The sequence below is a fragment of the Rhodanobacter sp. DHG33 genome (assembly GCF_014843005.1).
Classification (GTDB): domain Bacteria; phylum Pseudomonadota; class Gammaproteobacteria; order Xanthomonadales; family Rhodanobacteraceae; genus Rhodanobacter_A.
In genome coordinates this window covers 313,930-340,416 of the sequence record NZ_JACYXM010000006.1, presented here as the reverse complement: position 1 = coordinate 340,416, position 26,487 = coordinate 313,930, and the positions used below count along the sequence as shown (strand labels likewise).

At 67.0% G+C, this 26,487-nt stretch carries 24 protein-coding genes; 8 read left to right on the top strand and 16 right to left on the bottom strand.

Annotated elements, in window-relative coordinates:
* The first annotated feature begins 269 nt into the window (after nucleotides 1-269).
* The 4 genes from IHE46_RS13095 to murU all read left to right on the top strand — a co-directional run bounded on the left by IHE46_RS13095 (nucleotide 270) and on the right by murU (nucleotide 4,977).
* Complete coding sequence (locus tag IHE46_RS13095) at nucleotides 270-680, top strand: DUF2946 domain-containing protein (protein ID WP_225563040.1); 411 nt, start codon at nucleotides 270-272, stop codon at nucleotides 678-680.
* 99 nt (nucleotides 681-779) lie between these two features.
* Nucleotides 780-3,059, top strand: coding sequence for a TonB-dependent receptor (locus tag IHE46_RS13090; RefSeq protein ID WP_192165079.1), 2,280 nt, complete (start codon nucleotides 780-782; stop codon nucleotides 3,057-3,059).
* A gap of 209 nt (nucleotides 3,060-3,268) precedes the next feature.
* Complete coding sequence (locus IHE46_RS13085; RefSeq protein ID WP_192165078.1) at nucleotides 3,269-4,276, top strand: phosphotransferase; 1,008 nt, start codon at nucleotides 3,269-3,271, stop codon at nucleotides 4,274-4,276.
* Nucleotides 4,273-4,977, top strand: a complete 705-nt coding sequence (murU, locus tag IHE46_RS13080) for an N-acetylmuramate alpha-1-phosphate uridylyltransferase MurU (RefSeq protein ID WP_192165077.1) — start codon at nucleotides 4,273-4,275, stop codon at nucleotides 4,975-4,977. Before IHE46_RS13085 ends, murU begins: the two co-directional genes overlap by 4 nt.
* On the opposite strand, the gene IHE46_RS13075 is transcribed toward murU, so the two are convergent.
* The 11 genes from IHE46_RS13075 to xerD form a co-directional block, all read right to left on the bottom strand.
* A complete protein-coding gene (locus tag IHE46_RS13075; protein ID WP_192165076.1) occupies nucleotides 4,950-5,375 on the bottom strand; it encodes a hypothetical protein in 426 nt (141 codons plus the stop codon). The genes murU and IHE46_RS13075 overlap by 28 nt on opposite strands.
* Before the next feature lie 99 nt (nucleotides 5,376-5,474).
* The gene (gene secF / locus IHE46_RS13070; protein ID WP_192165075.1) at nucleotides 5,475-6,431 is read right to left on the bottom strand and encodes a protein translocase subunit SecF; all 957 of its coding nucleotides are present in this window, start codon (nucleotides 6,429-6,431) and stop codon (nucleotides 5,475-5,477) included.
* A gap of 16 nt (nucleotides 6,432-6,447) precedes the next feature.
* Nucleotides 6,448-8,334, bottom strand: coding sequence for a protein translocase subunit SecD (secD, locus tag IHE46_RS13065; RefSeq protein WP_192165074.1), 1,887 nt, complete (start codon nucleotides 8,332-8,334; stop codon nucleotides 6,448-6,450).
* A gap of 101 nt (nucleotides 8,335-8,435) precedes the next feature.
* A complete protein-coding gene (gene yajC, locus IHE46_RS13060; protein ID WP_192165073.1) occupies nucleotides 8,436-8,765 on the bottom strand; it encodes a preprotein translocase subunit YajC in 330 nt (109 codons plus the stop codon).
* Nucleotides 8,766-8,958: 193 nt separating this feature from the next.
* Nucleotides 8,959-10,089 (bottom strand): tRNA guanosine(34) transglycosylase Tgt, encoded by a 1,131-nt coding sequence (tgt, locus tag IHE46_RS13055; RefSeq protein WP_192165072.1) that lies wholly within the window; start codon nucleotides 10,087-10,089, stop codon nucleotides 8,959-8,961.
* A 65-nt stretch (nucleotides 10,090-10,154) separates the two neighbouring features.
* Complete coding sequence (locus IHE46_RS13050; RefSeq protein ID WP_192165071.1) at nucleotides 10,155-11,051, bottom strand: DMT family transporter; 897 nt, start codon at nucleotides 11,049-11,051, stop codon at nucleotides 10,155-10,157.
* 67 nt (nucleotides 11,052-11,118) lie between these two features.
* Nucleotides 11,119-11,985 (bottom strand): glycosyltransferase family 2 protein, encoded by an 867-nt coding sequence (locus IHE46_RS13045; RefSeq protein ID WP_192165070.1) that lies wholly within the window; start codon nucleotides 11,983-11,985, stop codon nucleotides 11,119-11,121.
* Between the two features lie 139 nt (nucleotides 11,986-12,124).
* The gene (locus IHE46_RS13040) at nucleotides 12,125-12,874 is read right to left on the bottom strand and encodes a hypothetical protein (RefSeq protein ID WP_192165069.1); all 750 of its coding nucleotides are present in this window, start codon (nucleotides 12,872-12,874) and stop codon (nucleotides 12,125-12,127) included.
* Nucleotides 12,862-16,734, bottom strand: coding sequence for a phosphoribosylformylglycinamidine synthase (purL, locus tag IHE46_RS13035; protein ID WP_192165068.1), 3,873 nt, complete (start codon nucleotides 16,732-16,734; stop codon nucleotides 12,862-12,864). The genes IHE46_RS13040 and purL overlap by 13 nt, the downstream gene beginning before the upstream one ends.
* A gap of 210 nt (nucleotides 16,735-16,944) precedes the next feature.
* Nucleotides 16,945-17,745: a DsbC family protein gene (locus IHE46_RS13030; protein WP_192165067.1), complete on the bottom strand. Its 801-nt coding sequence runs from the start codon at nucleotides 17,743-17,745 to the stop codon at nucleotides 16,945-16,947.
* A gap of 64 nt (nucleotides 17,746-17,809) precedes the next feature.
* The gene (gene xerD, locus IHE46_RS13025; protein ID WP_192165066.1) at nucleotides 17,810-18,724 is read right to left on the bottom strand and encodes a site-specific tyrosine recombinase XerD; all 915 of its coding nucleotides are present in this window, start codon (nucleotides 18,722-18,724) and stop codon (nucleotides 17,810-17,812) included.
* A gap of 38 nt (nucleotides 18,725-18,762) precedes the next feature.
* On the opposite strand from xerD, the gene IHE46_RS13020 reads away from it, so the two are divergent.
* Both IHE46_RS13020 and phaZ read left to right on the top strand, forming a co-directional pair.
* On the top strand, nucleotides 18,763-19,248 hold the full coding sequence (locus IHE46_RS13020) for an RDD family protein (RefSeq protein ID WP_225563039.1): 486 nt from the start codon (nucleotides 18,763-18,765) through the stop codon (nucleotides 19,246-19,248).
* Between the two features lie 103 nt (nucleotides 19,249-19,351).
* Nucleotides 19,352-20,599: a polyhydroxyalkanoate depolymerase gene (gene phaZ / locus IHE46_RS13015; RefSeq protein WP_192165064.1), complete on the top strand. Its 1,248-nt coding sequence runs from the start codon at nucleotides 19,352-19,354 to the stop codon at nucleotides 20,597-20,599.
* A 108-nt stretch (nucleotides 20,600-20,707) separates the two neighbouring features.
* On the opposite strand, the gene IHE46_RS13010 is transcribed toward phaZ, so the two are convergent.
* Nucleotides 20,708-21,376 (bottom strand): OmpA family protein, encoded by a 669-nt coding sequence (locus IHE46_RS13010; protein ID WP_192165063.1) that lies wholly within the window; start codon nucleotides 21,374-21,376, stop codon nucleotides 20,708-20,710.
* A 212-nt stretch (nucleotides 21,377-21,588) separates the two neighbouring features.
* On the bottom strand, nucleotides 21,589-21,924 hold the full coding sequence (locus tag IHE46_RS13005; protein WP_192165062.1) for an MGMT family protein: 336 nt from the start codon (nucleotides 21,922-21,924) through the stop codon (nucleotides 21,589-21,591).
* A gap of 82 nt (nucleotides 21,925-22,006) precedes the next feature.
* Here IHE46_RS13005 and IHE46_RS13000 point away from each other — a divergent pair, with 82 nt between their 5' ends.
* Complete coding sequence (locus IHE46_RS13000; protein ID WP_192165061.1) at nucleotides 22,007-22,411, top strand: hypothetical protein; 405 nt, start codon at nucleotides 22,007-22,009, stop codon at nucleotides 22,409-22,411.
* A 1-nt stretch (nucleotide 22,412) separates the two neighbouring features.
* On the opposite strand, the gene IHE46_RS12995 is transcribed toward IHE46_RS13000, so the two are convergent.
* Both IHE46_RS12995 and IHE46_RS12990 read right to left on the bottom strand, forming a co-directional pair.
* Complete coding sequence (locus tag IHE46_RS12995) at nucleotides 22,413-23,537, bottom strand: inorganic phosphate transporter (RefSeq protein WP_192165060.1); 1,125 nt, start codon at nucleotides 23,535-23,537, stop codon at nucleotides 22,413-22,415.
* Entirely contained in the window at nucleotides 23,534-24,163 is a 630-nt protein-coding gene (locus tag IHE46_RS12990) for a pit accessory protein (protein WP_192165059.1), read from the bottom strand. Before IHE46_RS12990 ends, IHE46_RS12995 begins: the two co-directional genes overlap by 4 nt.
* Nucleotides 24,164-24,292: 129 nt before the next feature.
* Between IHE46_RS12990 and IHE46_RS12985 the strand changes: the two genes are divergently transcribed.
* Nucleotides 24,293-25,618 (top strand): hemolysin family protein, encoded by a 1,326-nt coding sequence (locus IHE46_RS12985; protein ID WP_192165058.1) that lies wholly within the window; start codon nucleotides 24,293-24,295, stop codon nucleotides 25,616-25,618.
* Between the two features lie 10 nt (nucleotides 25,619-25,628).
* On the opposite strand, the gene IHE46_RS12980 is transcribed toward IHE46_RS12985, so the two are convergent.
* Nucleotides 25,629-26,387 carry an RNA methyltransferase gene (locus IHE46_RS12980; protein WP_192165057.1) on the bottom strand — a complete coding sequence of 253 codons (759 nt, stop codon included), beginning with the start codon at nucleotides 26,385-26,387 and terminating at the stop codon, nucleotides 25,629-25,631.
* Nucleotides 26,388-26,487 lie beyond the last annotated feature (100 nt).

Below are 26,487 nucleotides of genomic sequence, written 5' to 3'. Positions count from 1 at the left end.
TCTGTTGGCGGCTTCACCATCGTCTGTGGAAATCCATCCGGGTGGTGATGGCCGGCCTGGGGCGGAAAAGATCGCGAAAAGCATTCCGTACCCTCGAGCACCGAGGCATGTGCGGCGATGATGCCGCCTGCGCAAATCATCGGGTCGCGCTGCCACCAAGCGCTTTCAAGCGCGGATCGAAGCGTGTGTTCACGCGCTGGCCCCGCATCCTCCGACATCGTCCAGCGACGCTTTGCCGCATTCGCGCGGCTGGATGCCGCCGTGGCGGCATGACACCATTTCGCGCCTCAGATCCGGATTTTGTCGGGTACATGTTGTTCCGCAAGCGCGCCCACCGCAGCATCGCGACCTGGCTGGCCTTTCTGGCGATCGGCTTGATCCTGTTCGCGCCGACGGTTTCGCGAACGCTGGCCTTCGCCACGACGGCCAGCGCCAGCATGGACATGGACTGCCCCATGCACGCCGCCATGCATCACGGCGGCCAGTCGCCGGATGCCCCGCAGGCTCCCGATCCTTGCGGGTATTGCACCCTGATGTGCCACTCCCCGGCCCTGGCGACCGGGCTGGTACTCACCATCCTTCCGCTGCCTGCCGCGCCGTTTGCCGTCCGCGATACGCAGCGCGACGCTCCACTGTCCACCCTGCTCGAACGACGCTCGCGCGGGCCACCGTCCGCTTGATCCCTTACTGAACAAGGAAACGCTACGTGTTCGCCCGCTTCGTGGATGGGCAAGCGCGGTGCGTTGCCGTACGCCATTACCGTTCACAGGATCGACTACATGCCTTCTCCAGGCTTCCGCCGCGCGCGTCCCGCGCTGGCCTTGACACTGCTTGCCCCCACACTTGCCGCTGCCTGGGACAACACGCCCACGCCACCCCAGACCTCCGCCAAGACCTTGGAAGGCGTGAGTGTTTCCGCACGCTCGGAACCCAAAACGCAGGCCGGTTTTCCTGCGACGAAAGTGACCGTCGCCGCCGCGCAGATCCAGGAGACGGTCAATGCGGTGGACGTGGAAGACGCCGCCAAATACCTGCCCAGCGTGTTCATCCGCAAGCGGAACTACGGCGATACCCAGCCCGTGCTGGCCACGCGCGACTGGGGCGTCAATTCCAGCGCACGCACCCTGGTCTACATCGACGACGTGCCTGTCTCCGCGCTGATCGCCAACAACAACACCATCGGCGCGCCGCGCTGGGGCATGGCGTCGCCGGACAGCATCGACCACATCGACATGCTCTACGGCCCGTTCTCGGCAGCGTATCCCGGCAACTCGATGGGCGGCGTGCTGCGCATCGACACCAAACTGCCGGACCAGCCCGAGGTCACCCTCAAGCAGACCGAGGCCATGCAGGATTTCGACCTCTACGGCACGCACGATCATCTATGGACGAGCCAGACCACGTTCACTGCGGGCGAACACAGCGGCAACTGGGGCTTCTTCTTCTCCGCCAATGCGATGAACAGCTTCAGCCAACCGCTGAGCTTCATCACCAGCCCCGGTGTCCCGACCGGCACCAGCGGCACCCTCCCGGCACGGAACAAGACCGGCCAGACGGCCAACGTGCTGGGCGCGGGCGGCCTGCTGCATTCCCGCACGCTGGATCTCAACGGCCGGCTGAGCTACGACATCACGCCCTGGCTGCAGGCCAGCTACATGCTCGGCTACTGGCACGACATGGGACAGGCGCAGGCACAGACTTATCTGGACAACGCCGCCGGCGCACCCACCTACGGCAAGGCGGCAGCCTTTGCCAGCAGCATCTACGGCCTAGGCGCCGACCACCTGATGCAGGCCGCCACGCTGAAGACCGACACGCGGGGCGACTTCGACGGCGAGCTCGTCGTCACGCACTACGCGTTCCTCAGGGACAGCCAATGGACCCCGGCAGGTGTGGCGGCGGATACCGGCCTGACGACCCATGGCCGCCTGGCCAGCTACGCCGGCACGAACTGGTCCACGGCCGACCTGCGCGGCACCTGGCGCCCGGACGGCTACGACGGCACGCAGGAGGTGACGGCCGGTGCCCATGCCGACCAGTACACGCTGAAGAACCCCACGACCAATCTGACGGACTGGCTGGACCCGCAAAGCACCACCACCCTGTATTCGGCCGGCAGCGGCAAGACCTCCACCCGCGCCGTATGGGCACAGGATGCGTGGCGCTTCGCCACGGACTGGCTGCTCACGCTGGGCGGCCGCTACGAGTGGTGGCAGGCCAGCGACGGTTTCAACTTCAGCGGCAAGACGGCGATCCACCAGCCGTCCGAGAAGAGCGATGCCTTCTCGCCCAAGGCGACGCTGCGCTGGGACCTGGCGCCGGACTGGCGCATCACCGGCTCGCTGGCCAGGTCCGTGCGCTTTCCGACCGTGGGCGAGCTGTACCAGCTCGTCTCCACCGGCACCACCTACACCTCGCCCAACCCCGACCTCAAGCCCGAGCGCGCCTATGACGGCGAGCTGGCCGTCGAGCACGCCACGGACGGCGGTCTGGTGCGCCTGTCGCTGTTCCAGGAAAACACCCGCGATGCGCTGATCCAGCAGACCGCCTTCCTGGCGCAGTACCCGGTGCCGGTGAACTACGTGGTCAACGTGGGCGAGGTGCGCAATCGCGGCGTGGAACTCGCGATGCAACGGGACGACGTGCTGCTGCGGGGCCTGGAGCTGTCGGGCAGCGTGACCTTCGTCGACTCCACCATCCTGTCCGACGACAGCTTCGCCAGCGCTGCAGGCACCACGGCCGACGGCAAGCACGTGCCTTACGTGCCGCGCTGGCGTGCCACGGCGGTGGCCACGTATCGCCCGGACCAGGCCTGGTCGTTCACGCTCGCCGGCCGTTACAGCGGACGGCAGTACTCCACGCTGGACAACACCGACGACACGCCGCACGTCTTCGGCGCGTTCGACGCGTTCACCGTGTTCGATGCGCGTATCCAATACCGGATCAACAGCAACCTGACGGCCGGTTTCGGCGTGGACAACCTCACGAACGAGAAATACTTCCTCTACCACCCCTTCCCGCAACGGACCTTCGTGGCTGATCTGAAGCTGCGCCTGTGATGCGGTCCGACGGCGGCATGTACGCATGCATTCCACCGGCATCGAAGCGGCAAATGCCGCTACCATCGTTCCGTGAACAGCATGAAGCACAGGGGCCATGCCGCCCGCCTCGATGATGGAAACAACCGCCCGTTCGTCGGCCACCAGACCAGCGTGCGCGGCGCGGCCGGCTTTGCTCCCTGCGACGCCATCGCAACCAACCCCTCTCCATGACATCCGACGACCGTACCGCTGCCCGCCTTGCCTGGGCCCGTCACACGCTTGGCGATTCCTCCCTCACCCTGGAATCCGCCTCCGCCGATGCCAGCTTCCGCAGCTACTGGCGCACCTCGCACGGCGGCCAGAGCTGGATCGTGATGGATTCGCCGCCGGAGCGCGAAGACCCGCGCCCGTGGCTGGCGATGAACGCGCGTCTGTCCACGGCCGGACTGCACGTGCCGAAGGTGGCGGCGCAGGACCTGCAACAGGGCTTCCTGCTGATCGAAGATCTCGGCTCGCGGCTGTATCTGGCCGAGTTGAGCGACGCCAGTGCGGACAGGCTCTACGGCGACGCGATGAATGCCCTGCTCGCCATGCAGACCCGCGTGGCCAGCGATGACCTGCCGCCCTTCGATCGCACGGTGCTCGTGAATGGGCTCGAGGTGATGCCCACATGGTTCCTCGAACGCCATCTCGGCCACACGCCCAGCTGCGACGAATGGGACGTGCTGGAAGCGGCATTCGACCTGATCGTGCACAACGCCATGGCGCAGCCGCGGGTGTTCGTGCATCGCGACTACCACAGCCGCAACCTGCTGGTGGTGGACGAGAACAATCCGGGCATCATCGATTTCCAGGGCGCGTTGCACGGCCCGCTGACGTATGACCTCGCGTCGCTGTTGCGCGATGCCTACATCGCCTGGCCGCGCGAGCGCGTGCTAGGCTGGGTGGAGTCGTACCGGTTGCGCCTGCTGGGCGCGAGCGTGATCGACGATACCGTGGATGCCACGCGCTTCCGCCGCTGGTTCGACCTCACCGGCCTGCACCGCCATGTGCGCGTGCTGGGGCAGTTCTACCGGCTCTGGTATCGCGACGGCAAACCGGGTTATCTCAAGGACGTGCCGCAGGTTTATCGCTACGTAGTCGAGGTGGCGCGCAGCTATCCCGAGCTGGCGGATTTCGCGGCCTTGCTCGAACGGCATGCAACGGGTCGCGACCTCACGCAGGTGGCGGCATGAGGCATGCGCTGATTTTCGCGGCAGGGTTGGGCGAACGCATGCGGCCGCTCACCGAACACACGCCCAAGCCGCTGCTGCCAGTTGGCGGCAAGCCGCTGATCGTGTGGCACCTGGAGAAACTCGCCGCGGTCGGCGTGAACTACGTGGCGATCAACACCTCGCACCTCGCCGGACAATTCCCCGAGACGCTGGGCGACGGTTCGCGCTGGGGCCTGCGCATCCGCTATGTATACGAAGGCGCCACACCGCTGGAAACCGGCGGCGGCATGCTCAACGCCTTGCCCATGCTGGGGCCGGAGCCGGTGCTGACGATCAGTGGCGACGTGTGGTGCGACGCCGATCTCGCCACCCTGCCCGCCGAACCCGTCGGCCTTGCCCATCTGCTGATGGTGGACAACCCCGCACACCATCCCGGCGGTGATTTCCGGATGGATGCGCAAGGCCTGCTGCATGCCGGCGGCGAATCGCGGCTCACCTACAGCGGCATCGGCGTGTTCCGCCGCGAACTGCTGGATGGATGGCGCGAAGCGGTGGGCGATGCGCCGGGGGCCGAAGCGAAACCGCCGCGGTTCAAGCTGCGCCCCCTGCTGGAAGCGGCCATGGCGCGCAACGCGCTGACCGGCACGCTGCATCGCGGCCGCTGGACGGACGTGGGCACGCCGCAACGCCTGGCTCAGCTGGACGCCGAACTCTCTGCCTGAATACCCGCGTGTGCCAGCGGAATCTGGCTGGCTTCCGGCACTTGGAGGTCGAAATCCCGTGCCGGCATCGGCGCATAACCCTCGTCGAACGCCACGTCGCCAGGGCACCAGCCGGCACGGCGGCGCAGCACGCCCCAGAAGCGGCGCAGCACGTATAGCTGCTGGCCCACGACGCCGCGGCGGTTATCCGCATCCATCATCGGGTCGCCCACGCCGGTGGGGTATGCCGGCTCGCCGAACAGCGCGGTGCCGAACAGGATGTCCCATACCGGGAAGATGAAAGCGAAATTGCAGTAGTGCAGCTGCGGCCGATCCCGATCCACGCGCACGTGGTGCACGCGGTAGTAGTGCGGATCGGCCAGCGCCTTCTCCAGCACCCTGCCGAAGCGCAGCCGCACATCGCGCTGAGCAAAAACGCAAACGGCCCGGACTGTGCCGGGCCGTTTGCTATCCGCGGGGAAACTCCCCCAGCTCCTGTCCCGCAAGCGGGAGCCCTCTCAAGGGCGACGGGCGAGCTCCGGGTTTTCCTTGGTCGTCGGCATCAGATCCTTCTTCGACACGCCCAGCCACAGCAGGATGGGACTGGCCACGAAGATCGAGGAGAGCGTGCCCACCACGATGCCGATCAGCATCGTGATCGCGAAGTTGTGCACCGCCGAGCCACCGAAGAAGAACAGCGCGGCCATGGTGATGCCGGTGAACAGCGATGTGATGATGGTTCGCGACAGCGTGCTGTTGATCGAGCGGTTGAGGATTTCCTCGGGCTCGGCCTTGCGCGCGAGACGGAACAGCTCGCGGATGCGGTCGAACACCACCACCTTGTCGTTGATGGAGTAGCCGATCACCGCCAGCACCGAGGCCAGCACGGTCATGTCGAACTCGCGCCCCGTCAACGCAAGGATACCCAGCGTCACCAACGTATCGTGGACTTCGGTAAGCACCGCGGCGATGGCGAAGCGGCGTTCGAAGCGGATCCACAGATAGGCCATGATGCCAAGCATCACGAACACGGCGGCGACCATGCCGTCGCTCTTCAGCTCGGCGCCGACTTCGGCACTGACCGAGAAACGGCTCTTCAGCGTGGCATCGGCACGCGCGGCCTTCAGCGGCTGCATCACCACACCGGACACCTTGTCGAGGTCCACCTGACCCTTGGTGTCGAGCATCGCCTTGGTGGGCTGCATGCGAATCGATACCTCGCGGCTGCCGCCCACGCTCTGCACTATGGTGTTCTCGAGGCCGGCCTTTTCCAGTGCGGCGCGCACGTCGCCGGTCTGCACCGGCTGGGTGTAATCCACCACCAGCGAGACACCGCCGGTGAAGTCCAGGCCGTAGTTCAGGCCCTTGGTGGCGAGCAACGCGATCGAGGCAATCATCAGCACGGCGGCGACCGCGACGCTGAAGACGCGGATGCGCAGGAAGTGGATATTGCTGTTGTGGTTAAAGATTTCCATGGATTGAATCCCGCCCTTAGACCGACAGGGTCTTGAGCTTGCGGCGGCCGTGAATCAGCGCGGTGAATGCGTGCGTCATCACCACCGAGGTGAACATCGAGGTCAGGATACCGATACCCAGCGTGACGCCGAAGCCGCGGATCGCGCCGGTACCCATCGTCATCAGCGCCAGTGCGGCGATCAGGTGGGTGACGTTGGCGTCGAGAATCGTGGCCCAGGCCTTGTCGTAACCTGCATGGATCGCCGCATGCGGCGTGGAGCCGTTGCGCAGTTCCTCGCGCACGCGTTCGCAGATCAGCACGTTGGCGTCGATCGCCATGCCCAAGGTCAGCACGATGCCCGCGATGCCCGGCATGGTGAGCGTGACGCCGATCAGCGACATCACCGCCACCAGGATCAACAGGTTGAAGAACAGCGCGATGTCGGCAACGAGGCCGAACAGCTTGTAGTAGATCGCTGCCGCCAGTAGCACCAGCGCGAGGCCAAGCATCACCGCTTCGAAGCCCCTCTTGATGTTTTCCTGGCCGAGGCTGGGGCCGATCACGTACTGCTCGACGATGTCCATCGGCGCGGCCAGCGCACCACTCTTCAGCAGCAGCGCCAGGTCGGAAGCCTCCTTGGGGCTGCCCAGGCCGTTGGTGGAGAATTCCTTGCCGAACGGGCTCTGGATCGTGGCGTCGTTAATCACCTTGATGATGGTCTTGGGCGTGCGTACTTCCTTGCCGTTCACCGTGCTGGTTTCGTATTCGGTGTTGATGAGCAGCACCGCCATCGGCTTGCCGACGTTGTTGTTGGTGAACTCCTGCATCTTCGCCGCGCCGGAGGCGTTCAGCGTCACGTTCACCGAAGGCGTGCCGTTCTGCTGATCGACGCCGGAACTGGCGTCCACCAGCTGGTCGCCGGTGACGATTGCGCGTTTGCCGACCAGCACGGGCGCATTCCCGTTGCTGGTGTAGTAGAGATTGGCATCCGGCGGGATGCTGCCGCTCTGGGCAGCTTCCACCGCACGCGCATCGCCCGGGAAACCGATACCAGGGCGGTATTCCAGCGTAGCGGTGGCGCCGATCAGCTTCTTCGCCCCCGCCGGATCCTGCACGCCGGCCAGCTCGACCACGATGTGGTCGTCGCCCTGCTGCTGGATCAGCGGCTCGGACACGCCCAGCGCATTGATGCGATTGCGCAGCGTGGCGAGGTTCTGCTTAATCGTGCCCAGCGAGAGGTCGCGCAGCTTGGTCGGCTTGATCGCGGCATACAGCACGAAACGGTCGCCGGTGCTGGGGCCGTCGGTCACCGCGAGGTCGGGCGAGTTGCCGGCGATCATGTCCGCCGCGCTGGAGCGGTCGGCGTCTGAGCGCAGCACCACCACGATGCCCTGCCCGGGTACGGTGCTGCGAGTCACCGATTCGTAGCGGACGTTCTTGTCGCGCAGCTGGCTGCGGATGTCGTCGGCATAGCTGTTCTCCAGCTTGTCGAGCACGCCGCTCTGGTCCACCTGCATCAGGAAGTGCACGCCGCCCTGCAGATCCAGGCCCAGCGGCATGGAGTTCGCGTGGATGGCGGCCAGCCAGTTCGGTACCGTGGGTTCCAGTTTGAACGCCACCGTATAGCTATCGCCGAGCAGGGCACCGATCGCGTCGGCGCCGCTCTTCTGGTCGTCAGCATTGGCGAAGGTGGCGAGCAGATGGTCGCCCTGCACCTCCACGGTCTTCGCTGCCACATGGCTCTTGGCCAACGCATCGGCCACCTTCTGGCGCAGCGCGTCGTCGGCTGGTGCGGCACCCTCTTGGCTGGCAGTGACCTGCACCGCCTGCAGCGGCCGAAAAGCATTGGGCAGCGCATAGACGATGCCGAACAGCATCGCCAGCACGACCAGCGCATACTTCCAGCGGGGAAAATCGCTCATCGGTAATCCTTTGCAGCCATCCGTGTTGCAAACGTCAGCCAGCCGACCGTCCGTGGCCGCCCGTCATCGATTCATGGAATGCCCGTACCGGTGGAACCGGCTCAGGCGGATTTCAGCGAGCCCTTGGGCAGCACCTGCGACACCGCGCCCTTCTGCAGCTTCACCTTCACGTTCGGCGCGATCTCGATGGTGATGAAGGTTTCGCCCACTTCATCCACGCGGCCGGCAAGGCCGCCGTTGCTCACCACCTCGTCGCCCTTGGCCAGGGCGGAGACCATCGTGCGATGCTCCTTCTGCCGCTTCATCTGCGGGCGGATCATCATGAAATACATCAGGCCGAACAGCACCACCATCATGATGATCATGGACAGGCCGCCACCCGCGGCGCCCGGGGCCGCCTGGGCCAGCGTGAAAGACATCGGTAGACTCATTCGGCTCGTCTCGCAAGTTGTGGCGCCAGCAGGAATTTCCGCTGAACGCCCGATAAAAGATCGCTGATTATGCCATGCGTTACCGGCTGCCGCACGGCGCCCCCAGGGCCTCCCGGGGAGGCATCCTGTGCGCGATTTCCCGGATTCAGGCGAAGCCGGGGTCTCAAGGGACGCCGCAGCGGCGGCAGCCGCATCAGGCCTCGGCTTTCGCGCCCTGCCGCCGCGCGTGGAAGGCCGCCACGAAATCGGCCAGCTGCCCCGCCGCGATCGCCTCGCGCAATCCCGCCATCAGCCGCTGGTAGTGGCGCAGGTTGTGCATGGTGGCGAGCTGACTGCCGAGGATCTCGTTGCAACGGTCGAGGTGGCGCAGATAGGCGCGGCTGAAGCCGTTGGCGCACGCGTGGCAGTCGCAACCTTCCTCGATCACCCGGGTGTCGTCCGCGTACTTCGCGTTGCGGATGCGCAGCGTGCCTTCGCCGGTGAACAGGAAGCCGTTGCGCGCGTTGCGGGTGGGCATCACGCAGTCGAACATGTCGATACCGCGGCATACCGCCGCCACGATGTCCTCGGGCCGGCCCACGCCCATCAGGTAGCGCGGCTTGTCCTTGGGCAGCAGGTCCACGGTGAAATCCAGCGTGTGGTTGCGCGCTTCTTCCGGCTCGCCCACGGCGAGGCCGCCCACCGCGTAGCCGTCGAAGCCGATCTCCACCAGCCGTTCCGCCGAACGCCGGCGCAGCGGCTCGTACACGCTGCCCTGCACGATGCCGAACAGGTTGTTGGGGTTGCGCAGGTCGTCGAAGGCACGGCGCGAACGCTCGGCCCAGCGCAGGCTCAGCTCCATCGAGTCGGATGCCACCTTCTCCGTCGCCGGGTACGGCGTGCACTCGTCGAAGATCATCGCGATGTCCGAGTCCAGCGTGTGCTGGATCCGCATCGACACTTCCGGCGACAGGAACACCTTGGAACCGTCCACCGGCGAGGCGAAGGTCACGCCCTCCTCGGTGAGCTTGCGCCGGTGCGCCAGCGAAAACACCTGGAAGCCGCCGGAGTCGGTGAGGATGGGCTTGTCCCAGCCGATGAAGCGATGCAGGCCGCCGAACCTCTCCACGATCTCCAGGCCGGGCCGCAGGTACAGATGGAAGGTGTTGCCCAGGATGATCTCGGCGCCTGTCTCGCGCACATCGCGCGGGGTCATCGCCTTCACCGAACCATAGGTGCCCACCGGCATGAAGGCCGGCGTCTCCACCGTGCCGCGCGGGAAGGAAAGACGGCCACGGCGGGCCGCGCCATCGGTGGCTGTTACATCGAATGCAAGGGAAGTCATCGCGGCATTATCGCAGGTTGCCGGTTGGTCTCCCTCTGTCCGGTACGTACCGGCGCAAAACCGCCTCACACCTCGTGATGCGCCGCCTCCGCGCCCAGCGCCGCCGTGCGGCGCGGCACCAGTTCCACCAGGTACATCGCCCCCAGCACCAGCGCGCCGCCGACGAGCATGCGCCAGGTCAGCACATCGCTGCCCAGGGCCACGGCGAAGGCGGCGGCGAACACCGGCTCGGTGGTCATCACGATGGCGGCACGGGTGGCCGGCAGGTGCGCCTGCGCCCAGGTCTGCATCAGCATCGCGCCGGCGCCGGCGATCAGCGCCATGTAGAGCACCGCCAGCCATGCCGCGCGATCCGGCGGCGGCATGGGGCCGCCGTGCGGCAACGTGGCGAACAGGCACACCAGCGCAATGGCCACCATCTGCACCGCCGACAGGCCGAAGGCGTCGCCCGGGCGCGACCACTGCCCGAGCAGCACGATGTGCAAGGCGTACAGCAACGCCGAACCCAGCGTGAGCCAGACCCCGGCATCCACCGACAGACCATTGAGCGAGAGCAAGGCGAGGCCGACGGTAGCCAACCCCACCGCGAACCACACCACGCCGGCCATGCGCTGGCCGAGCAGCAGCGTCGCGAGCATGGGCGTGAACACCACGTACATACCGGTGACGAAACCGCTGACGCTGGGCGAGATCAGCGCCAGGCCCCAGGTCTGCAACAGCTGGCCGCAACCGTAGATCGCACCCAAGGCAAGCCCACGTGCGATACCGGCGCGTCCCAGCCTCCAGACGTGGCGCGGAAACAGCACCAGCATCGCCAGCGCGGCGACGGCGAAACGCACGGCCAGGAAATCCGCCACCGGCATGCGCGCCACCACGTCCTTGATCAGCACGAAGGTGGAGCCCCATACGGCGGTCATCGCCAGCAGGCCGAGCGTGGGAAGTGTGCCGCTGCGGGAGGTCATGGAAGAAAAGTACACGGGTGGGGAGGCACGAGGGAAAACACCAATAGCCATGACGGCTCCTGGCCGCCTATCCCGCTGCGTTTTTTCTTTTCATGCTGCCCACCCACTGGCCAGGAACCTTCAAAAGGAAGTGCCCCCAGATACCGAGCCACACCGCCGCCGCCACGAGCGGATTGCGTGCGGCGGGATCGAACTTGCGGAACCAGCGCCACATGCCGCGATGCTTGTGGCGACTCACGAACACCGGACGATGCCGGCTGGAACCACCCTTGCCGTGCAGCACGCGCACGTCGCCGGCCAGCAGCACGCGCCAGCCGGCGTCGCGTACGCGGCGGCACAGGTCCAGGTCTTCGCAGTGCAGGAAATAGCCTTCGTCGAAACCATTCAGCCGCTCGAACAAGTGGCGCGGCAGCAGCATCAACGCGCCGGATACCGCTTCGGCCTCGACGAGATGGTCCGGCATCGCACCTCCCATCTCGACGCGCTCGCCCTTGCCGCCCAACAGGCTGGCCAGTGCGCGGCGCAACAGCGGATCGCGCCGGTACGCGGCAGGGTCCGGCACGCCCTGCTCATCGCAGACCACGGCACCGAGCAGACCGACCTGTTTTTCGCGCGCGAACACGGCAAGCAGGCGATCCAGGCTGGCCTGGTCGAGCAGGCAATCGGGATTGAGCACAAGCAGGATGTCGCCCGTGGCCTGTGCCGCCGCACGGTTCACCGCCGGACCGAAACCGAGGTTGGTACGGTTCTGGATCAACCGGAAGCGCGAGTCGTGGTCATGCGCGCGCGCCACCGCCTGCGGCACGCCGTCGCCCGACGCGTTGTCGATCAACAGCAGTTCCAGCGACGTGGTACAGGACAGCACCCGGCGCACGCAATCGCGCAGACCTGGGCCGCTGTCGGCAGAGACGACGATGACGCTGAGCTTGGGCATGCCGCTGGGGAAACGGGAAGCGCGAGATGGCGGCAAGTATGCGCGATGCGCCCGATGCGCGATAGCCGCGCGGGTCGATGATTTAAAGATGCAGTCGGGCGGAAGCGGAAACTTGCGGGACGCGCAGAAAGAATCGCGTTCAATCGGCTTCGTCGTGCCCCAGCACGTGAGCGATGGCCAGTGGCGCATGCTCCATGTCTCGGCTCAGCCATGGCTGGCCTTCGTACCAACCGGCCAGCTGCCAGCCGCGCAGGCGATGCCGGCGATCCTGCCGCCGATCCAACAGCAGAAGACCACGCGGGGCCGCCAGCGACAACACCAGCCAACGGCCGTCGGCGGCGAAGTCGCAGCGTGGCTCGACGCCGTCGATCCGGTTGCCATCCGCCAGCTGCAACGCACCGTCGTGCCAGCGGAGCTCACCGCCCAGCGGATCGATCAGCCCCTCTTCCAATAGGCGCCAGTGCGGCAGCTGCAGTTCGATGATCGCGGCCGCCGGCCCGATCGGCGCCATCGCCAGTTCGGACCATTCGCCCGTGGCCGAGGGAGAGGGTTCGCGCACGCGGCCGCGATCCAGCCAATTTTCCAGCAGCATCAGCAGCGAAAAACCTGCCAGCGCCGCCAGCAAAGTCACTAGCCATGCCAGCGGATCGGCACCGAATGCGCGCAGTATCGCGAGCAGCAGGCCCGGCAATCCCCAGCGCAGGCCACGCCGCAACCATCGGGCTCGTCCCTGCAGCGGTCCCATGCGCCACAGCAGCGCCAATGCACAGGCCAGCAGCAGCGGCAGATCCAGCCACCAAGGCAGACAGGCCAGCAACAGCAACCAAGCGAACGCCAGCAGCCAGATCAGCCACCGGCGCCCTGACGCGGCTGTGCTCAGCCGCACCATACCCGCGCGTTGCGGAACATGCGCATCCAGGGCGAATCCTCGCCCCAGGACTCCGGATGCCAGCTCATCTGCACGCTGCGGAACACGCGTTCCGGATGCGGCATCAGGATGGTCACGCGGCCGTCGGCGGCGGTGAAGCCGGCCAATCCGCCGGGCGAGCCGTTGGGGTTGAGCGGGAAGTGCTCGGTGGGCTTGCCGCGGTTGTCCACGAAGCGCACCGCGGCCTGTGCCTTGGACGGGCTGCACACGCTGGGGAAATGCACGCGGCCTTCGCCGTGCGCCACCGCCACCGGGATGCGCGACCCGACCATGCCCTTGAAGAACAGGCTGGGCGAATCCAGCAACTCCAGCGTGGCCACGCGCGCCTCGTACTGTTCGGAGGCGTTGCGCAGGAACTTCGGCCAGTGCTGCGCACCGGGGATGATTTCCTTGAGCTGGCTCAGCATCTGGCAGCCGTTGCACACGCCCAGCGCAAACTTCGTGGGATCGGCGAAGAACGCCGTGAATTCGGCGCGCAGGTAATCGTTGTAGAGGATGGAGGTGGCCCAGCCGCGGCCCGCGCCCAGCACGTCGCCGTAGGAGAAGCCGCCGCACGCGGCGAAACCGCGGAAATCGGCGAGCTTGATGCGGCCGCTGGCGAGGTCGGACATGTGCACGTCCACTGCCTCGAAGCCCGCGCGGGTGAACGCGGCGGCCATTTCCACCTGGCCGTTGACGCCCTGCTCGCGCAGGATCGCCACGCGCGGCTTGGCGCCACCGGCGATCGCCGCGTGGATCAGCGGCGCGGCGATATCCTCGGCCGGGTCGAACGTGAGCTTAGGGCTGATGCCCGGGTCGGCGTCGTCCAGCCGCCATTCCAGCTCGGCGTCGGCGCTGGCCGGGTTGTCGCGCAGCTGCTGCATGGCATGGCTGGTTTCGTTCCATGCGCGGTACAGCGTGCCCCAGTTCCACTTGAACAATGTCTCGCCACCCGAGAAAAGCTTGATGCCCAGCTTTTCCTTGGGGCGGCCGATGCGATAGCCCATGCCGGCGAGGTCGTGCTTCACCAGCAATGCCTCGAAGGCCTCGCGGTTCGCCTTGGCCACCTGCAGCACCGCACCCAGCTCCTCGTTGAACAGCGTGCGCAACGCGGCATCGGCCCAGCCGTCGAGCTGGATTTCCAGGCCGCAGTGGCCGGCGAAGGCCATCTCCAGCAAGGTGACGATGACGCCACCGTCGGAGCGGTCGTGGTAGGCCAGCAACAGGCCGCCGCGATTCGCCTCCTGCACCAGATCGAACAGCGCCTTGAGGCGCTTGGCGTCGTCCAGGTCCGGCGGCACGCCGCCGCTGCGGTTGAACACCTGGGTCAGCGCGGACGCACCGAGACGGTCGCGGCCCGCGCCGAGGTCCAGCAGCCACAGGTCGGTGTCACCACGGTCGAGCTTGAGTTGCGGCGTGAGCGTGCGGCGCACGTCGTCCACGCGCGCGAAGCCGGTGATCACCAGCGATACCGGCGACACCGTGCGCTGCGGCGTGTCGCCGTCCTTCCACACGGTCTGCATGGAGAGCGAGTCCTTGCCCACCGGAATGGAGATGTCCAACTGCGGGCACAGTTCCATGCCCACGGCCTTCACCGCGTCGAACAGCGCGGCATCCTCGCCCGGGTGGTTCACCGCGGCCATCCAGTTCGCCGACAGGCGGATCTCGCCCAGCGAGGCAATCGGTGCCGCGGCGAGATTGGTGATCGCCTCGCCCACGGCCAGCCGCGCGGCGTCGGCGCTGCCGAGCAATGCCACCGGGGCACGCTCGGCCATCGCCATCGCTTCGCCGCGGTAGCCGTCGAAATCGGCCATCATCACTGCGCAGTCGGCCACCGGCACCTGCCACGGACCCACCATCGGATCGCGGTGATTGAGGCCGCCCACGGTGCGGTCGCCGATATTGATCAGGAAGCTCTTGCTGCCCACGGTGGGCAGGCGCAGCACGCGCAGCAGCGCTTCGTCCATGCCGATGCCGGTGAGGTCGGGCACCAGGTCCACGCGCGGCTTGATGCGCTTGGCATCGCGATGCATGCGCGGCGGCTTGCCGAACAGCACGTCCATCGGCAGGTCGATCACGGCAAGGTCGCGGCGCGGATCGGTGACGCGCAGCACGCGCGCTTCCGTGGCCGTGCCGACCACGGCGTAGGGACAACGCTCGCGCACGCAGTACGCCTCGAACTCGGGCAGGTTTTCCTGCGCGATGCCGAGCACGTAGCGTTCCTGCGATTCGTTGCTCCACACCTGCATCGGCGACAGCGAAGGATCGTCGCAAGGCACTTTCGAGAGATCGATCTCGCCGCCCACGCCGGCGTCGTTGAGCAGCTCGGGAATCGCGTTGGACAAACCGCCCGCGCCCACGTCGTGGATGCTGACGATGGGATTGTTGCTGCCGCGCGCCCAGCAGGCGTCGATCACCTGCTGGCAACGGCGCTCCATCTCGGCGTTGTCGCGCTGCACGGAGGCGAAATCCAGCTCCGCGCTCGATGCGCCGGAAGCCACCGAGGACGCCGCACCGCCGCCAAGGCCGATCAGCATCGCCGGGCCGCCCAACACGATCACCGCGTGGCCGGGCTGGATCTCGTGCTTCTGCACGTCCGCGCTGCGGATGTTGGCGAGGCCGCCGGCCAGCATGATGGGCTTGTCGTAACCGCGGCGCACGCCGGCTTCGCCGGTCTCGTGCTCATAGGTGCGAAAATAGCCGCCGAGGCAGGGGCGACCGAATTCGTTGTTGAACGCGGCGGCACCCAGCGGGCCGTCGCGCATGATTTCGAACGCGCTGGCCATGCGCGGCGGCAAGGGACGATCCACCTCCCATGGCTGCGAACGGCCGGGGATGCGCAGGTCGGACACCGAGAAACCGGTGAGCCCGGCCTTCGGCTTGGCACCGCGGCCGGTCGCGCCTTCATCGCGGATCTCGCCACCCGCGCCCGTCGCGGCGCCCGGCCACGGCGCGATGGCGGTGGGATGATTGTGCGTCTCGACCTTGATCGCGAAGTCGATGCGTTCCTCGCGCGCCCGCCACACGCCGTTTTCGCCGGCGAAGAAGCGCTTGCCCACGCTGCCCTCGATCACCGCCGCGTTGTCCTTGTAAGCGGACAGCGTGTAGGCAGGCGAATGCTGGTGCGTGTTCTTGATCATCGCGAACAGGCTCTTGTCCTGTTCCTGCCCATCCACCGTCCAGCTGGCGTTGAACACCTTGTGGCGGCAGTGCTCGGAGTTCGCCTGCGCGAACATGAAAAGCTCGGCGTCGGTAGGATCGCGGCCCAGCTCGGCGTAACGCTCGGCGAGATAGTCGATCTCGTCTTCGGCCAGTGCCAGGCCCAGCTCCTTGTTCGCCTGGGAAAGCGCGGCCTTGGCGTCCCCGCCCAGAACGATGTGCACCAGGTCGCCCGGCTGACCGCCGAGGAACAGGCCTTGCGCCGCATCCAGCGAAGCCAGCACCGATTGCGTCATCGCATCGTGCAGGAGGCCGAGCACCGCTTCATAGGCAGGCGTACCCGCTGCAGGCATGCCGGCGAGCTGCCACGCCGTGCCGCGCTCCACCCGGCGCAGGTCGAAGCCGGCGCCGTGCAGGATGTCGGTGGCCTTGCTCGACCACGGCGAGATCGTGCCCAGTCGAGGCACCACCCACAGCGTGGCCGATGCGGGAGCGGCGTCCTTGGCTTCCAGCACTTCCAGCAGGCGTTGGCGCAGCGCGCCCTCCGGCGCGGCGGCGGCATCGAGGAAATACACGAACCAGGCAGCCTGCACGCGCGCCCCGCGATGCAGCACATCGAGGCGGGCGTTGAGACGTTCGAGGCGGAAGGACGAAAGGGCGCTCTGCCCGTCGAGTGCGATCATGCGGGGAACGGAGCTATGCGAGTGGAAACGCGCATTCTAGCTGATGCTGCAGTACGGCATAAGCTGGTGGGCGATCGTTGGGACTGTATGGGCGGGGAACTGGAGCTTGGTTTGCCCGCTGGTACCTGTTAATGGGGGCGCTTGCCGCAAATTACAGAGCGATTGCGGGCCGCAGCCCGAAACCGCTTTGTTCCTTGCGAAAGCCCCCACTCAATCCTTCTGCAACACCTGCAGCAACTGCGGCGGAGTGAGATAGCCGCCGATCATGCGCCCGCTGGCGGTAAAGATCGCCGGCGTACCCGTGACGCCCAACTTCACGCCCAGTTCGAACTCCTGCCGCACCGGATTGGCGCAACTGGCCGACTTGGGCTCGCGCCCCGCGAACGCTCCATTGAGCGCAGCCTTGGGGTCGGCGGCACACCAGGCCGAGACCATGGCCTTGTAGGTCTCCGTGGGGCGCCCGGCCTCGTCTTCCACGCCCGAGCGCGGCCACGCCACGTAATCCACCGCAATGCCCGCCTTGTTCAATTCGGCCATGTGTTCGTGCAGCACCCGGCAGTACGGGCAGGTGACGTCGGTGAACACGGTGATGCGGTATTTCGGATTGGCCGGCGCGTATTCGATGTGCGCGGTCGCCGGCAGCTTGGCCAGCTCGGTCTTGCGGAACGTCGCCCAGGCGACGTCGTTGAGATTCCTCTTCGCACCAAGGTCGACCAGGTCGCCGTTCAGCAGATATTTGCCGTCGGTGCTCACGTAGACCAGCTGGCCCGAGGCGATCACCTGGTAGAAGCCCGGCAGCGGTGCGCGGTTCACCACGTCCACCTGCACGCCCTGCGCCAGCCTGTCGAGCGCCTGCTGCACCACCTGCAGCGCGGACGCATCGACGCCGCTGCCCAGGGTCGGACCGGCGGCTGCCGAAACATTGGCCGCGGCAGCGGCGGAGTTGTCGGCCGCGCAGGCAGTCAGGGTGAATCCGCCGACGCACGCGGCCAGCAACAACTTCTTCAGCATCTTGCACCTCGATGGCCGCGGGGAATCGGCCTTGCAGCCGCGATTCTCGCACAGTGACGCACCGTCACCCCCGCGGATGGTGCTGCGCATGCAGGCGCTTCAGCCCTTCCTTCGCCACCAGCGTGTAGATCTGCGTGGTGCTGAGCGCGCTGTGGCCCAGCAGCATCTGCAGCGCGCGCAGGTCGGCGCCGTGGTTGAGCAGGTGGGTGGCGAAGGAGTGGCGGAGCACGTGCGGCGAAATACGCTTGGACTGGATGCCGACCTTGAGCGCATGGCGCTTGACCAGCGTCCAGAACATCTGCCGCGTCATGCCTTCGCCGCGCTTGCTGAGGAACAGCGCGGCAGGCTGGCGCCCTTTCGCGAGCGCGGGGCGCACGTTGGCGAGATAGTTCTCGATCCAGCCCAGCGCCACTTCGCCCACCGGCACCAGACGATCCTTGCCGCCCTTGCCGGTGATGCGCAGCACGCCCTGCCGCGGATTCAGCGCGGCGAGCGGCAACTCCACCAGCTCGGACACGCGTAGGCCCGAGGCATACATCAGCTCCAGCATCGCGCGATCGCGCAGACCCAGCATGCCGTCGATATCCGGCGCGTTGAGCAGCGCCTCGATCTCGCGTTCGGCCAAGGCCTTGGGCAGGCTGCGTGGCATGCGCGGGCGCTCGATCAGCAACGTGGGGTCCTCGAAACCCGGCACTTCGCGAGCGCGGAACGCGTAGTAGCGCCGGAACGCCGACTGCCGCCGCGCCATCGAGCGCACCGCCGCGGGTTGCGCGCCGTGGTAGGCGGAGATGTCCTCGCGTCGCGCATCGCGCAGCGACCGGCCGCGACCGGCCAGCCAGCGCGCCAGCGCCTCGAGATCGCGGCGATAGGCTTCCAGCGTGCGGTCGGCGAGCCCGTCTTCCGACCAAACGCGCTCGATGAAAGCCTCGATGCTCGCGGCATCCGCATCGGCGATACTGGGGGAATCTTCCTTCTTCATGCGTGCGATGCTGGATGTCGTGCGCGGCGAGCGCAAGCATGAGCAACCTACCCTGCCCTTTGTGGCGCCGCCTGGTCGCGCTGGTGTACGACCTGCTGATCGTGGTGGCCATCGTGATGGTGGTGGGCCTCGTGTGCCAGATCGCCACCGGCGGAAAACTGATCGCCGCCGGCACGCATGCCGCGGCTCCGCTCTGGTATCAGATCTTGCAGGGCGCGGTGGTGGCCGCCTACTTCACCGTTTCGTGGCGACGCGGTGGACAAACCGTCGGCATGCGGCCCTGGCGCATCCGCGTGAGCCGCGACGACGGCGGCACGATCAGCCTGCAACAGGCCGTGGTACGCGTGCTGGTCGCCGCCGCACCCATGCTGCTGTTGGCGCTGGAACCCACGCTCGGACTGCACGTCACGGTGTGGGCGGTGTTCGTCGCATGGGCCTTGTGGTTTGCCGTGGCGTTGTTCGATCCACGCCGCCGCGCACTGCACGATTTCGCCGCGGACACCGAAGTGCGGCGCATGGACTGAAGCCAAGCGCTTGATCGTTCTGGGGAACGTGCTTGCGGCAACGCAACACAAGAATCCGCAACGGCGCTAAGATGGATCGGTTTTCGCCAACGCCGGTCGCCTCATGCTCTATCAGATCCACGAGTGGCAACGCGCCTTCCTCGGCCCGCTCAGCCACTTCGCCGACACCAGCGCGCAGATGCTCAACGACGCGAACAACCCGTTCGCCTCCTGGCCCGGCACGCAGCGGCTGGCCGCGGGCTACGAGCTGATCCACCGCCTCGGCAAGGACTACGAGAAGCCCGCCTTCGGCATCCACCAGATCGAGGCGCGCGGCCACGAGATCGCGGTGATCGAGCGCGTGGCGCTGGACACGCCGTTCTGCCAGCTCAAGCGCTTCAAGCGTTTCAGCGACGACCCGGCCACCATCGAGGCGATGAAGAACGACCCGGTGGTGCTGGTGGTGGCGCCGCTGTCCGGCCACCACGCCACGCTGCTGCGCGACACCGTGCGCACGCTGCTGCGCGACCACAAGGTGTACATCACCGACTGGGTCGACGCGCGCATGGTGCCGATGGAAGCCGGTCCGTTCGGGCTGGACGATTACGTAGCGCTGGTCGAGCGCTTCATCCGCCACATCGGCGCCGAGTCGCTGCACGTGATTTCGGTCTGCCAGCCCACCGTGCCGGTGCTGGCGGCGGTGTCGCTGATGGCCGCGCGCGGCGAGCCCGTGCCGCACAGCCTCACCATGATGGGCGGTCCGATCGATCCGCGGCGCAGCCCTACCAGCGTCAACAACCTCGCCACCACTCAGCCGCTGTCGTGGTTCAAGGGCAACGTGATCCACACCGTGCCGCCGAACTACCCCGGCCGCGGCCGCGAGGTGTACCCCGGCTTCCTGCAGCACGCCGGCTTCATCGCGATGAACCCCGGCCGTCACCTGCAGTCGCACTGGGACTTCTACCAGAACCTGCTGCGCGGCGACCTGGACGACGCGCAGTCGCACCGCAAGTTCTACGACGAATACAACGCCGTGCTGGACATGCCGGCGGAGTTCTACCTCGACACCATCGCCACCGTGTTCCAGCAGTTCCAGCTGCCGCGCGGGCTGTGGGACGTGAACGGCGAGCGCGTGACGCCATCGGCAATCAAGACCAGCGCCCTGCTTACCGTGGAAGGCGAGCTGGACGACATCTCCGGCCTCGGCCAGACCCAGGCCGCGCACGATCTGTGCAGCAGCATCCCAGCCAAGCGCCGTGCGCACCGCGTGATCGAAGGCGCCGGTCATTACGGCATCTTCAGCGGCCGGCGCTGGCGCGAGATCGTCTATCCGCAGGTGCGCGAGTTCATCCGCAAATTCGACGCACGCTGATACCGCATCTCCTGCAGAAGCGCGCTTGTGTACGAGTGCCTTTAGCTTCGAACGAAGCGAAAGCATTCGCGCACACAAGCGCGTCCCTGCAGCACTTGCCGCGGGCCATCAACCGCCCAGATAGGTGACGATTTCCACGCGCCGATTGGGTTGCAGGCAACGGATCAGCGCAGCGCTTTCCATATCTCCGCCCGAACACTGCACGAGCGGCTTCTGGCTGCCGAAACCCACCGCGCGGATCTTTTCCGCCGGCACGCCCTGCGAGATCAGCACGTCGCGCACGGCATCGGCGCGACGCTGCGACAGGTTGAGGTTGTAGTCGGCCCCGCCAAGCCGGTCGGTATAGCCGTCCACCTCGACATGGTCGAACGGCTGCGCCCTCAGGCGCACGGCGATCTGCTGGATGTCCGCGATGCCCTGCGGCCGGATGTCGTTCACGCCACCGCGATCGAAGGGAAACAGCGCGTCGGCAGACAAGCGCTCCACGCGCGGCGGTGGCGGCGATGGCGGCGGCGGCTGCACGACCACGACCTGCTGCGGATAGTAGGCACCCGGCGCCACGACCACCGGCGCCCAAGCACCCGGCACCCACACATAGGAACCGTAGCCCCAGCGCCAGTAACCGCGATGCCACTGCATCCCGCGGCGCGGCGGCGGAATGCGCTCGAAACGGGGTCTGGGTGTCGGCACCACGTAAACCTGCGCGCTTGCCATGGCAGGGGCCAGCGTGGCAGCGACCATCAATCCCGCAACAAGACCTGCGATCTTCCTTTCCATACGAACCTCCCAACAGTCGGCAGTGATGCGCGCCACCGGATGCCGCATGCGGCGTAGCGTCCGCGCCAGAGGATCAACGACAGGCTCTTTGCCGACGTTGACCCGCGATGCGTCGCCCCGGCGCAGAGGTTCATGGAGTGTTCCGGCTGATTAACGGACCCACAGCGGCAAACACGGAAGGTCTCTTCGGCGTGGACTGCCTGGCGATGCCTTCAGGGCATTCCCCACAAGGCCCGATCCAGATTCGCGTCCAGCCCGAACGCGGAGAGCGCCACGCGTCCGTTCTTCACTTCCACGCCCTCGGCGCGCAGCCGCTGCACCTGTTCGCGGAAGCCGCGGCTGCCTTTTGGCAAGGCGATTTCGCCCGAGGCGCGCAGCACGCGGAACCATGGCAGCTCCATGCCATCGGGCACTTCGCCCAGCAATTTGCCGACCAGCCGCGCACGGCCCGGAAGGCCGGCCCGGGCGGCAATGGCGCCGTAGCTGGCCACGCGGCCGGGCGGGATCGCGGCAATGGCAGCGTAGACGCGCGAATGGCTGTCTTGCATGGCGATAACGGAGCCTTGACCAAGCCGGCTGGCAGACGTGTCAGAGTAGCAGGGCCATCTACCAGACTTTGGGGGAGCGACCATGCATCACTTCGAAGCCGTGCGTTCCCATGTGGGCGGCCTGCACGGGCTGCGCCAGAACGATCCCTATCTCATCAGCTTCGACCTGAGCTTGCCCCATGGCCGCCATCAGGGCATCTATCTCGCCGAACTGGAGGCGGAGTCGGGCCACCGCTATCTGCGCATTTCCACGCCCATCGGCCCGTTGGCGGGCGCGGACGCGCAGCGCTGCCTGCGCTTCAATTGGGAACAGCGCTGCGGTTTTCTCGCCGTCGCCGACCTGGACGGCGCGCCCTACCTGCACCTGTGCGAGAACCGGCCCTACGAGTTGCTCGATGAGGGCGAACTGCAGCGCGTGATCCTGGAACTGGGCAGCCTCGGCGACCAGCTGGAGCAACTGGTCGCCAGCACCAGCGACGCGTTCTGACTCAAGCCACCAGGTGGGCGAGCGCGACGAAACCCCACGCGACCAGCGCAGTGATCGGCAAGGTGAGGATCCACGCCCACACCATGCGCTCCACCACCGACCACTTGATGGCGTTGGAACGCTTGGCCGAACCCACGCCCATGATCGCGGACGACACCACATGGGTGGTGGACACCGGCAGGCCGAATGCCGAGGCAGTCAGAATCACGATGGCCGAGCTGCCTTCGGCGGCGAAGCCGTTGATCGGGTGCAGCTTCACCATCTTGTGGCCCAGTGTCTTGATGATGCGCCAGCCGCCGCCGGCCGTACCGCCGGCCATGGTCAGCGCGCATACCACCGCCACCCACGCCGGCACCACGAAGCCGCCGTGGGCGGAACCGCTGATGCGCAGGAAGTGCAGCCACACCGGCAGGTGATCAAACTGGCCCGCCGCGGTAGCGCTGGCCAGCGCTAGCGCAATGATGCCCATGCTCTTCTGCGCGTCGTTCATGCCGTGCGCCAGCCCCATCGCGCTGGCCGAGGCGATCTGCGCCTTGCCGAAGAAACTGTTGACGAAGGGCGTGCGACCCAGCAACCGGAGCCAGCCGCTGCGGCGCGAGAACCACGCCAGCAGTGCATAGAGGCCGCCCATCAGCAGGAAACCGATCACCAGGCCCGCGATGGGCGAAGCCACCATCGGCACCACCACCTTGGGAATCACGCCCTTGCCCAACCACCAGTGCGCGCCGCCCTGCGACCAGACCACCGCATTGAAATGGCCGCCGGCCTCGGCCATCGCCGCGCCCACCAGCGCACCCACCAGGGCATGGCTGGAACTGGATGGCAGGCCCAGCCACCAGGTGATGAGGTTCCACACGATGGCCGCCAGCAGCGCGCAGATCAGCAGCTGCGGCCCCGCATCCACCACGCCGGTGTTGACGATGCCGGCGGCAATGGTGGCCGCCACTGCGGTGCCCCACAGCGCGCCGATCAGGTTGGTCACCGCCGCCAGCAGCACCGCCTGCCCGGGCGTGAGCACCTTGGTCGCCACCACCGTGGCGATGGAGTTGGCGGTGTCGTGAAATCCGTTGATGTAGGTGAAGGCGAGCGCGATCGCCACCACCACCACGACCAGTCCGAGGCTCATGAGTTCTTCAGCACGATCGAGTAGACGATGTTGCCGACGTCGCGGCACTTGTCGATGGCCTTCTCGATCAATTCGAACAGATCCTTCGCCAGCATCGCCTTCATCGCGTCGTTGCCTTCGACGTAGAGCGTGCGGTATGGCGCCAGCAGCATGCGGTCGCCCTCCGACTCCAGCGTCTGCAGGCGGTCCTGCAGCTTCTTTACGGGGTCGATGCGCAGCCCGCGGCGCAGCTCGCCGATCATCTCGGCCACCACCATGGTGGAACGCTCCAGCACCAGCGCGCGCTGGCCGAAATCCACGCCTTCGAGACGCACGGACACGATGTCGTAGCGCTCGGCGAACTTCTCCACCGACTTCGGGATCTTGTACAGCGCGGTGTTCAGCGCCTCGATGTCCTCGCGGTCGAGCGCGGTGACGAAGGTGTTCACCAGTTCCTCGCTGATCTTCGCGGCCAGCGATTTCTCGCGCGCGCGGGTAGCGGCGAACGCGGCCATCACCGGGGCGTGATCGGCCTGGGTGACCAGCGCGTGCAGCGCCTTGGCGCTCTCGTGCGCCGCCTCGGCGCTCTGCTCGAGCAGGCCGTAGAACTTGTCGCCTTTGCCGAAGATCGTCTGCAGTGAAAACATGCGGGTCGCGCCTTGGGTCGAATGGCCGCGATGTTACAGGACAGTTACCTCGCATCGCAGCATGCACCCCGTAACGGCGCGGTTTAGCCGCTAAACTGCCTCCATGCATTCCGCCCCACGCCCCACGCGATGCTGACCGAAATCGCGCTCGTCCTCGTGCTCGCCCTGTGCAACGGCTTCTTCGCGCTGTCCGAGATGGCACTAGTCGCCTCGCGCAAGAGCCGCCTCAAGCAGATGGCACGCGCCAGCCGCCGCGCCACCGTGGCGCTGCGGCATGCCGAGAATCCGGAATACTTCCTCTCCACCATCCAGGTCGGCATTACCCTGATCATGCTGGTCACCGGCGCGGTGGCCGGCGACGCGCTGGGCGCGCACATCGCGACCCTGCTGCACGATGGCCACACCGCGTGGCTGGAGCCCTACGCCCGCATCATCGGCGTGGTGCTGGGCTTCGTGCTGATCTCCTTCATCCAGATCGTGGTCGGCGAACTGGTGCCCAAGCGCCTCGCACTGTCGGCGCCGGAGAAGGTGTCGGCCATCGTGGCCATCCCCATGCTGCTGCTGTCGCGCGCCACCGCGCCGTTCGTCTGGCTGCTCAACACCGCCAGCAACCTGCTGCTGCGCGTGCTGGGCGTGCGCGGCCACAGCCACGCCGCCGCCACGGAAGAGGAGATCCGCCTGCTGGTGGCCGAGAGCGCCGAGCAGGGCGTGCTGGATGCGGACGAGCACGCCATGGTCAACCGCGTGTTGCGCCTCGGCGACCGCAGCGTGGACAGCGTGATGACGCCACGCGTGCGCATCGCGTGGCTGGACATGGCCGCGCCGCGCGAAGACAACGTGGAAGTGCTGCGGCAGACCCCCTACTCGCGCTATCCGGTGTATCGCGGCGACGAGAGCGAGGTGGTGGGCGTGGTCGAAGTGAAACGCCTGCTGCAATCCTTCGCCGAGGGCCGCCCGCAGCTGTTCGAGCACCTCGCCAAGCCGCTCTATGTGCCGGCCACCGCGCGCGCGCTCGATCTGCTCGAAGAGTTCCGCGACGCCGAAACGCCGCTGGCGCTGGTGGTGGACGAATACGGCGACATCGAGGGCCTGGTCACGGTCAACGACCTGCTCGCCGCCGTGGTCGGCGCCAGCCAGCTCGCGCACGGCGACACCGCGGAAAACGCGCCCATCGTCGAGCGCACCGACGGCAGCTGGCTGGTCGACGGCAGCCTGGCCACGGACGACCTGCGCGAGCTGCTGCACCTCGACCACCTGCCCGGCGAGGCCGAGCACGAATTCCGCACCGCTGCAGGCATGGTGATGGCCGCGCTGGGCCATATCCCGCAAGTCGGCGAGGTGTTCGTCTGGCAGGGCATCCGCTTTGAAGTGCTGGACCTGGACGGCGCGCGCATCGACAAGCTGCTGGTGACGCGCATGCCGAAGCAGGATGCCGCGGACGAGGCGGACGGCTAGGCCGCCACCCTTATCGCTTGTCGCCCGCCAGCGTCGCCATCCGCTGTGCGTCGGCCAGAATTCCGTGCAGCACGCGCAGCTCCCGCTGGTCCGGCTGCGCGCGCTGGAACAGCTTGCGCAGCCGCAGCATGATCGTGGTCGGCTCGCGGCCCTTGTGGAAGTCGATGTCGTCCAGCGTCTCGGCGAGGTGCGCGTAGAAGCGCTCCATCTGCGTCGCATCGGCGGGCGGCTCGTCGTGCTCGGGCGGCGGCTCGGGCAATACATCGCCCAGCAGCGCCAGGCGCAGTTCGTAGGCCATGACCTGCACGGCCTGTGCAAGGTTCAGCGAGCTGAAATCGTCCACGCTGGGAATGCGCACCATCGCATGGCAGGTCGCCAGTTCATCGTTCTCTAGCCCGGTGCGCTCGTTGCCGAACAGCAGGGCCACCTGCTCGCCGCGGGCGGCCGCGGCCAGTGCCTGGGCGGCACCTTCGCGCGGCGACAGCTCCGGCAGGTTCACCCCGCGCCGTCGTGCGGACAGGCCCAGCGCGAAGCTCGCCCCTGCAAGCCCCCCGACCAGCGTGTCGTGCACGCCCGCCTCGGCCAGCACCTGCACCGCGTTCGCCGCCAGCGCATCCGCCTCGCGGTCGGGAAAACGCTGCGGCGCCACCAGCTCCAGCCGCGTGAAACCCATGGTGCGGATCGCCCGTGCCGCGCCGCCGATATTGCCGGGATGCGAGGTGCGCACCAGCACGAAGCGGAACAGGGAAGCGAGGTCGAGAGAGGTCATGGGCACCGCCGGCAAAGCTAAAGACCGCCTAGGATACGCCAGCCCGCGGCCCGGCTCTGCTAGAATCGCCGGCCGCAACCCGTTCTTTCGACAGCCGAAG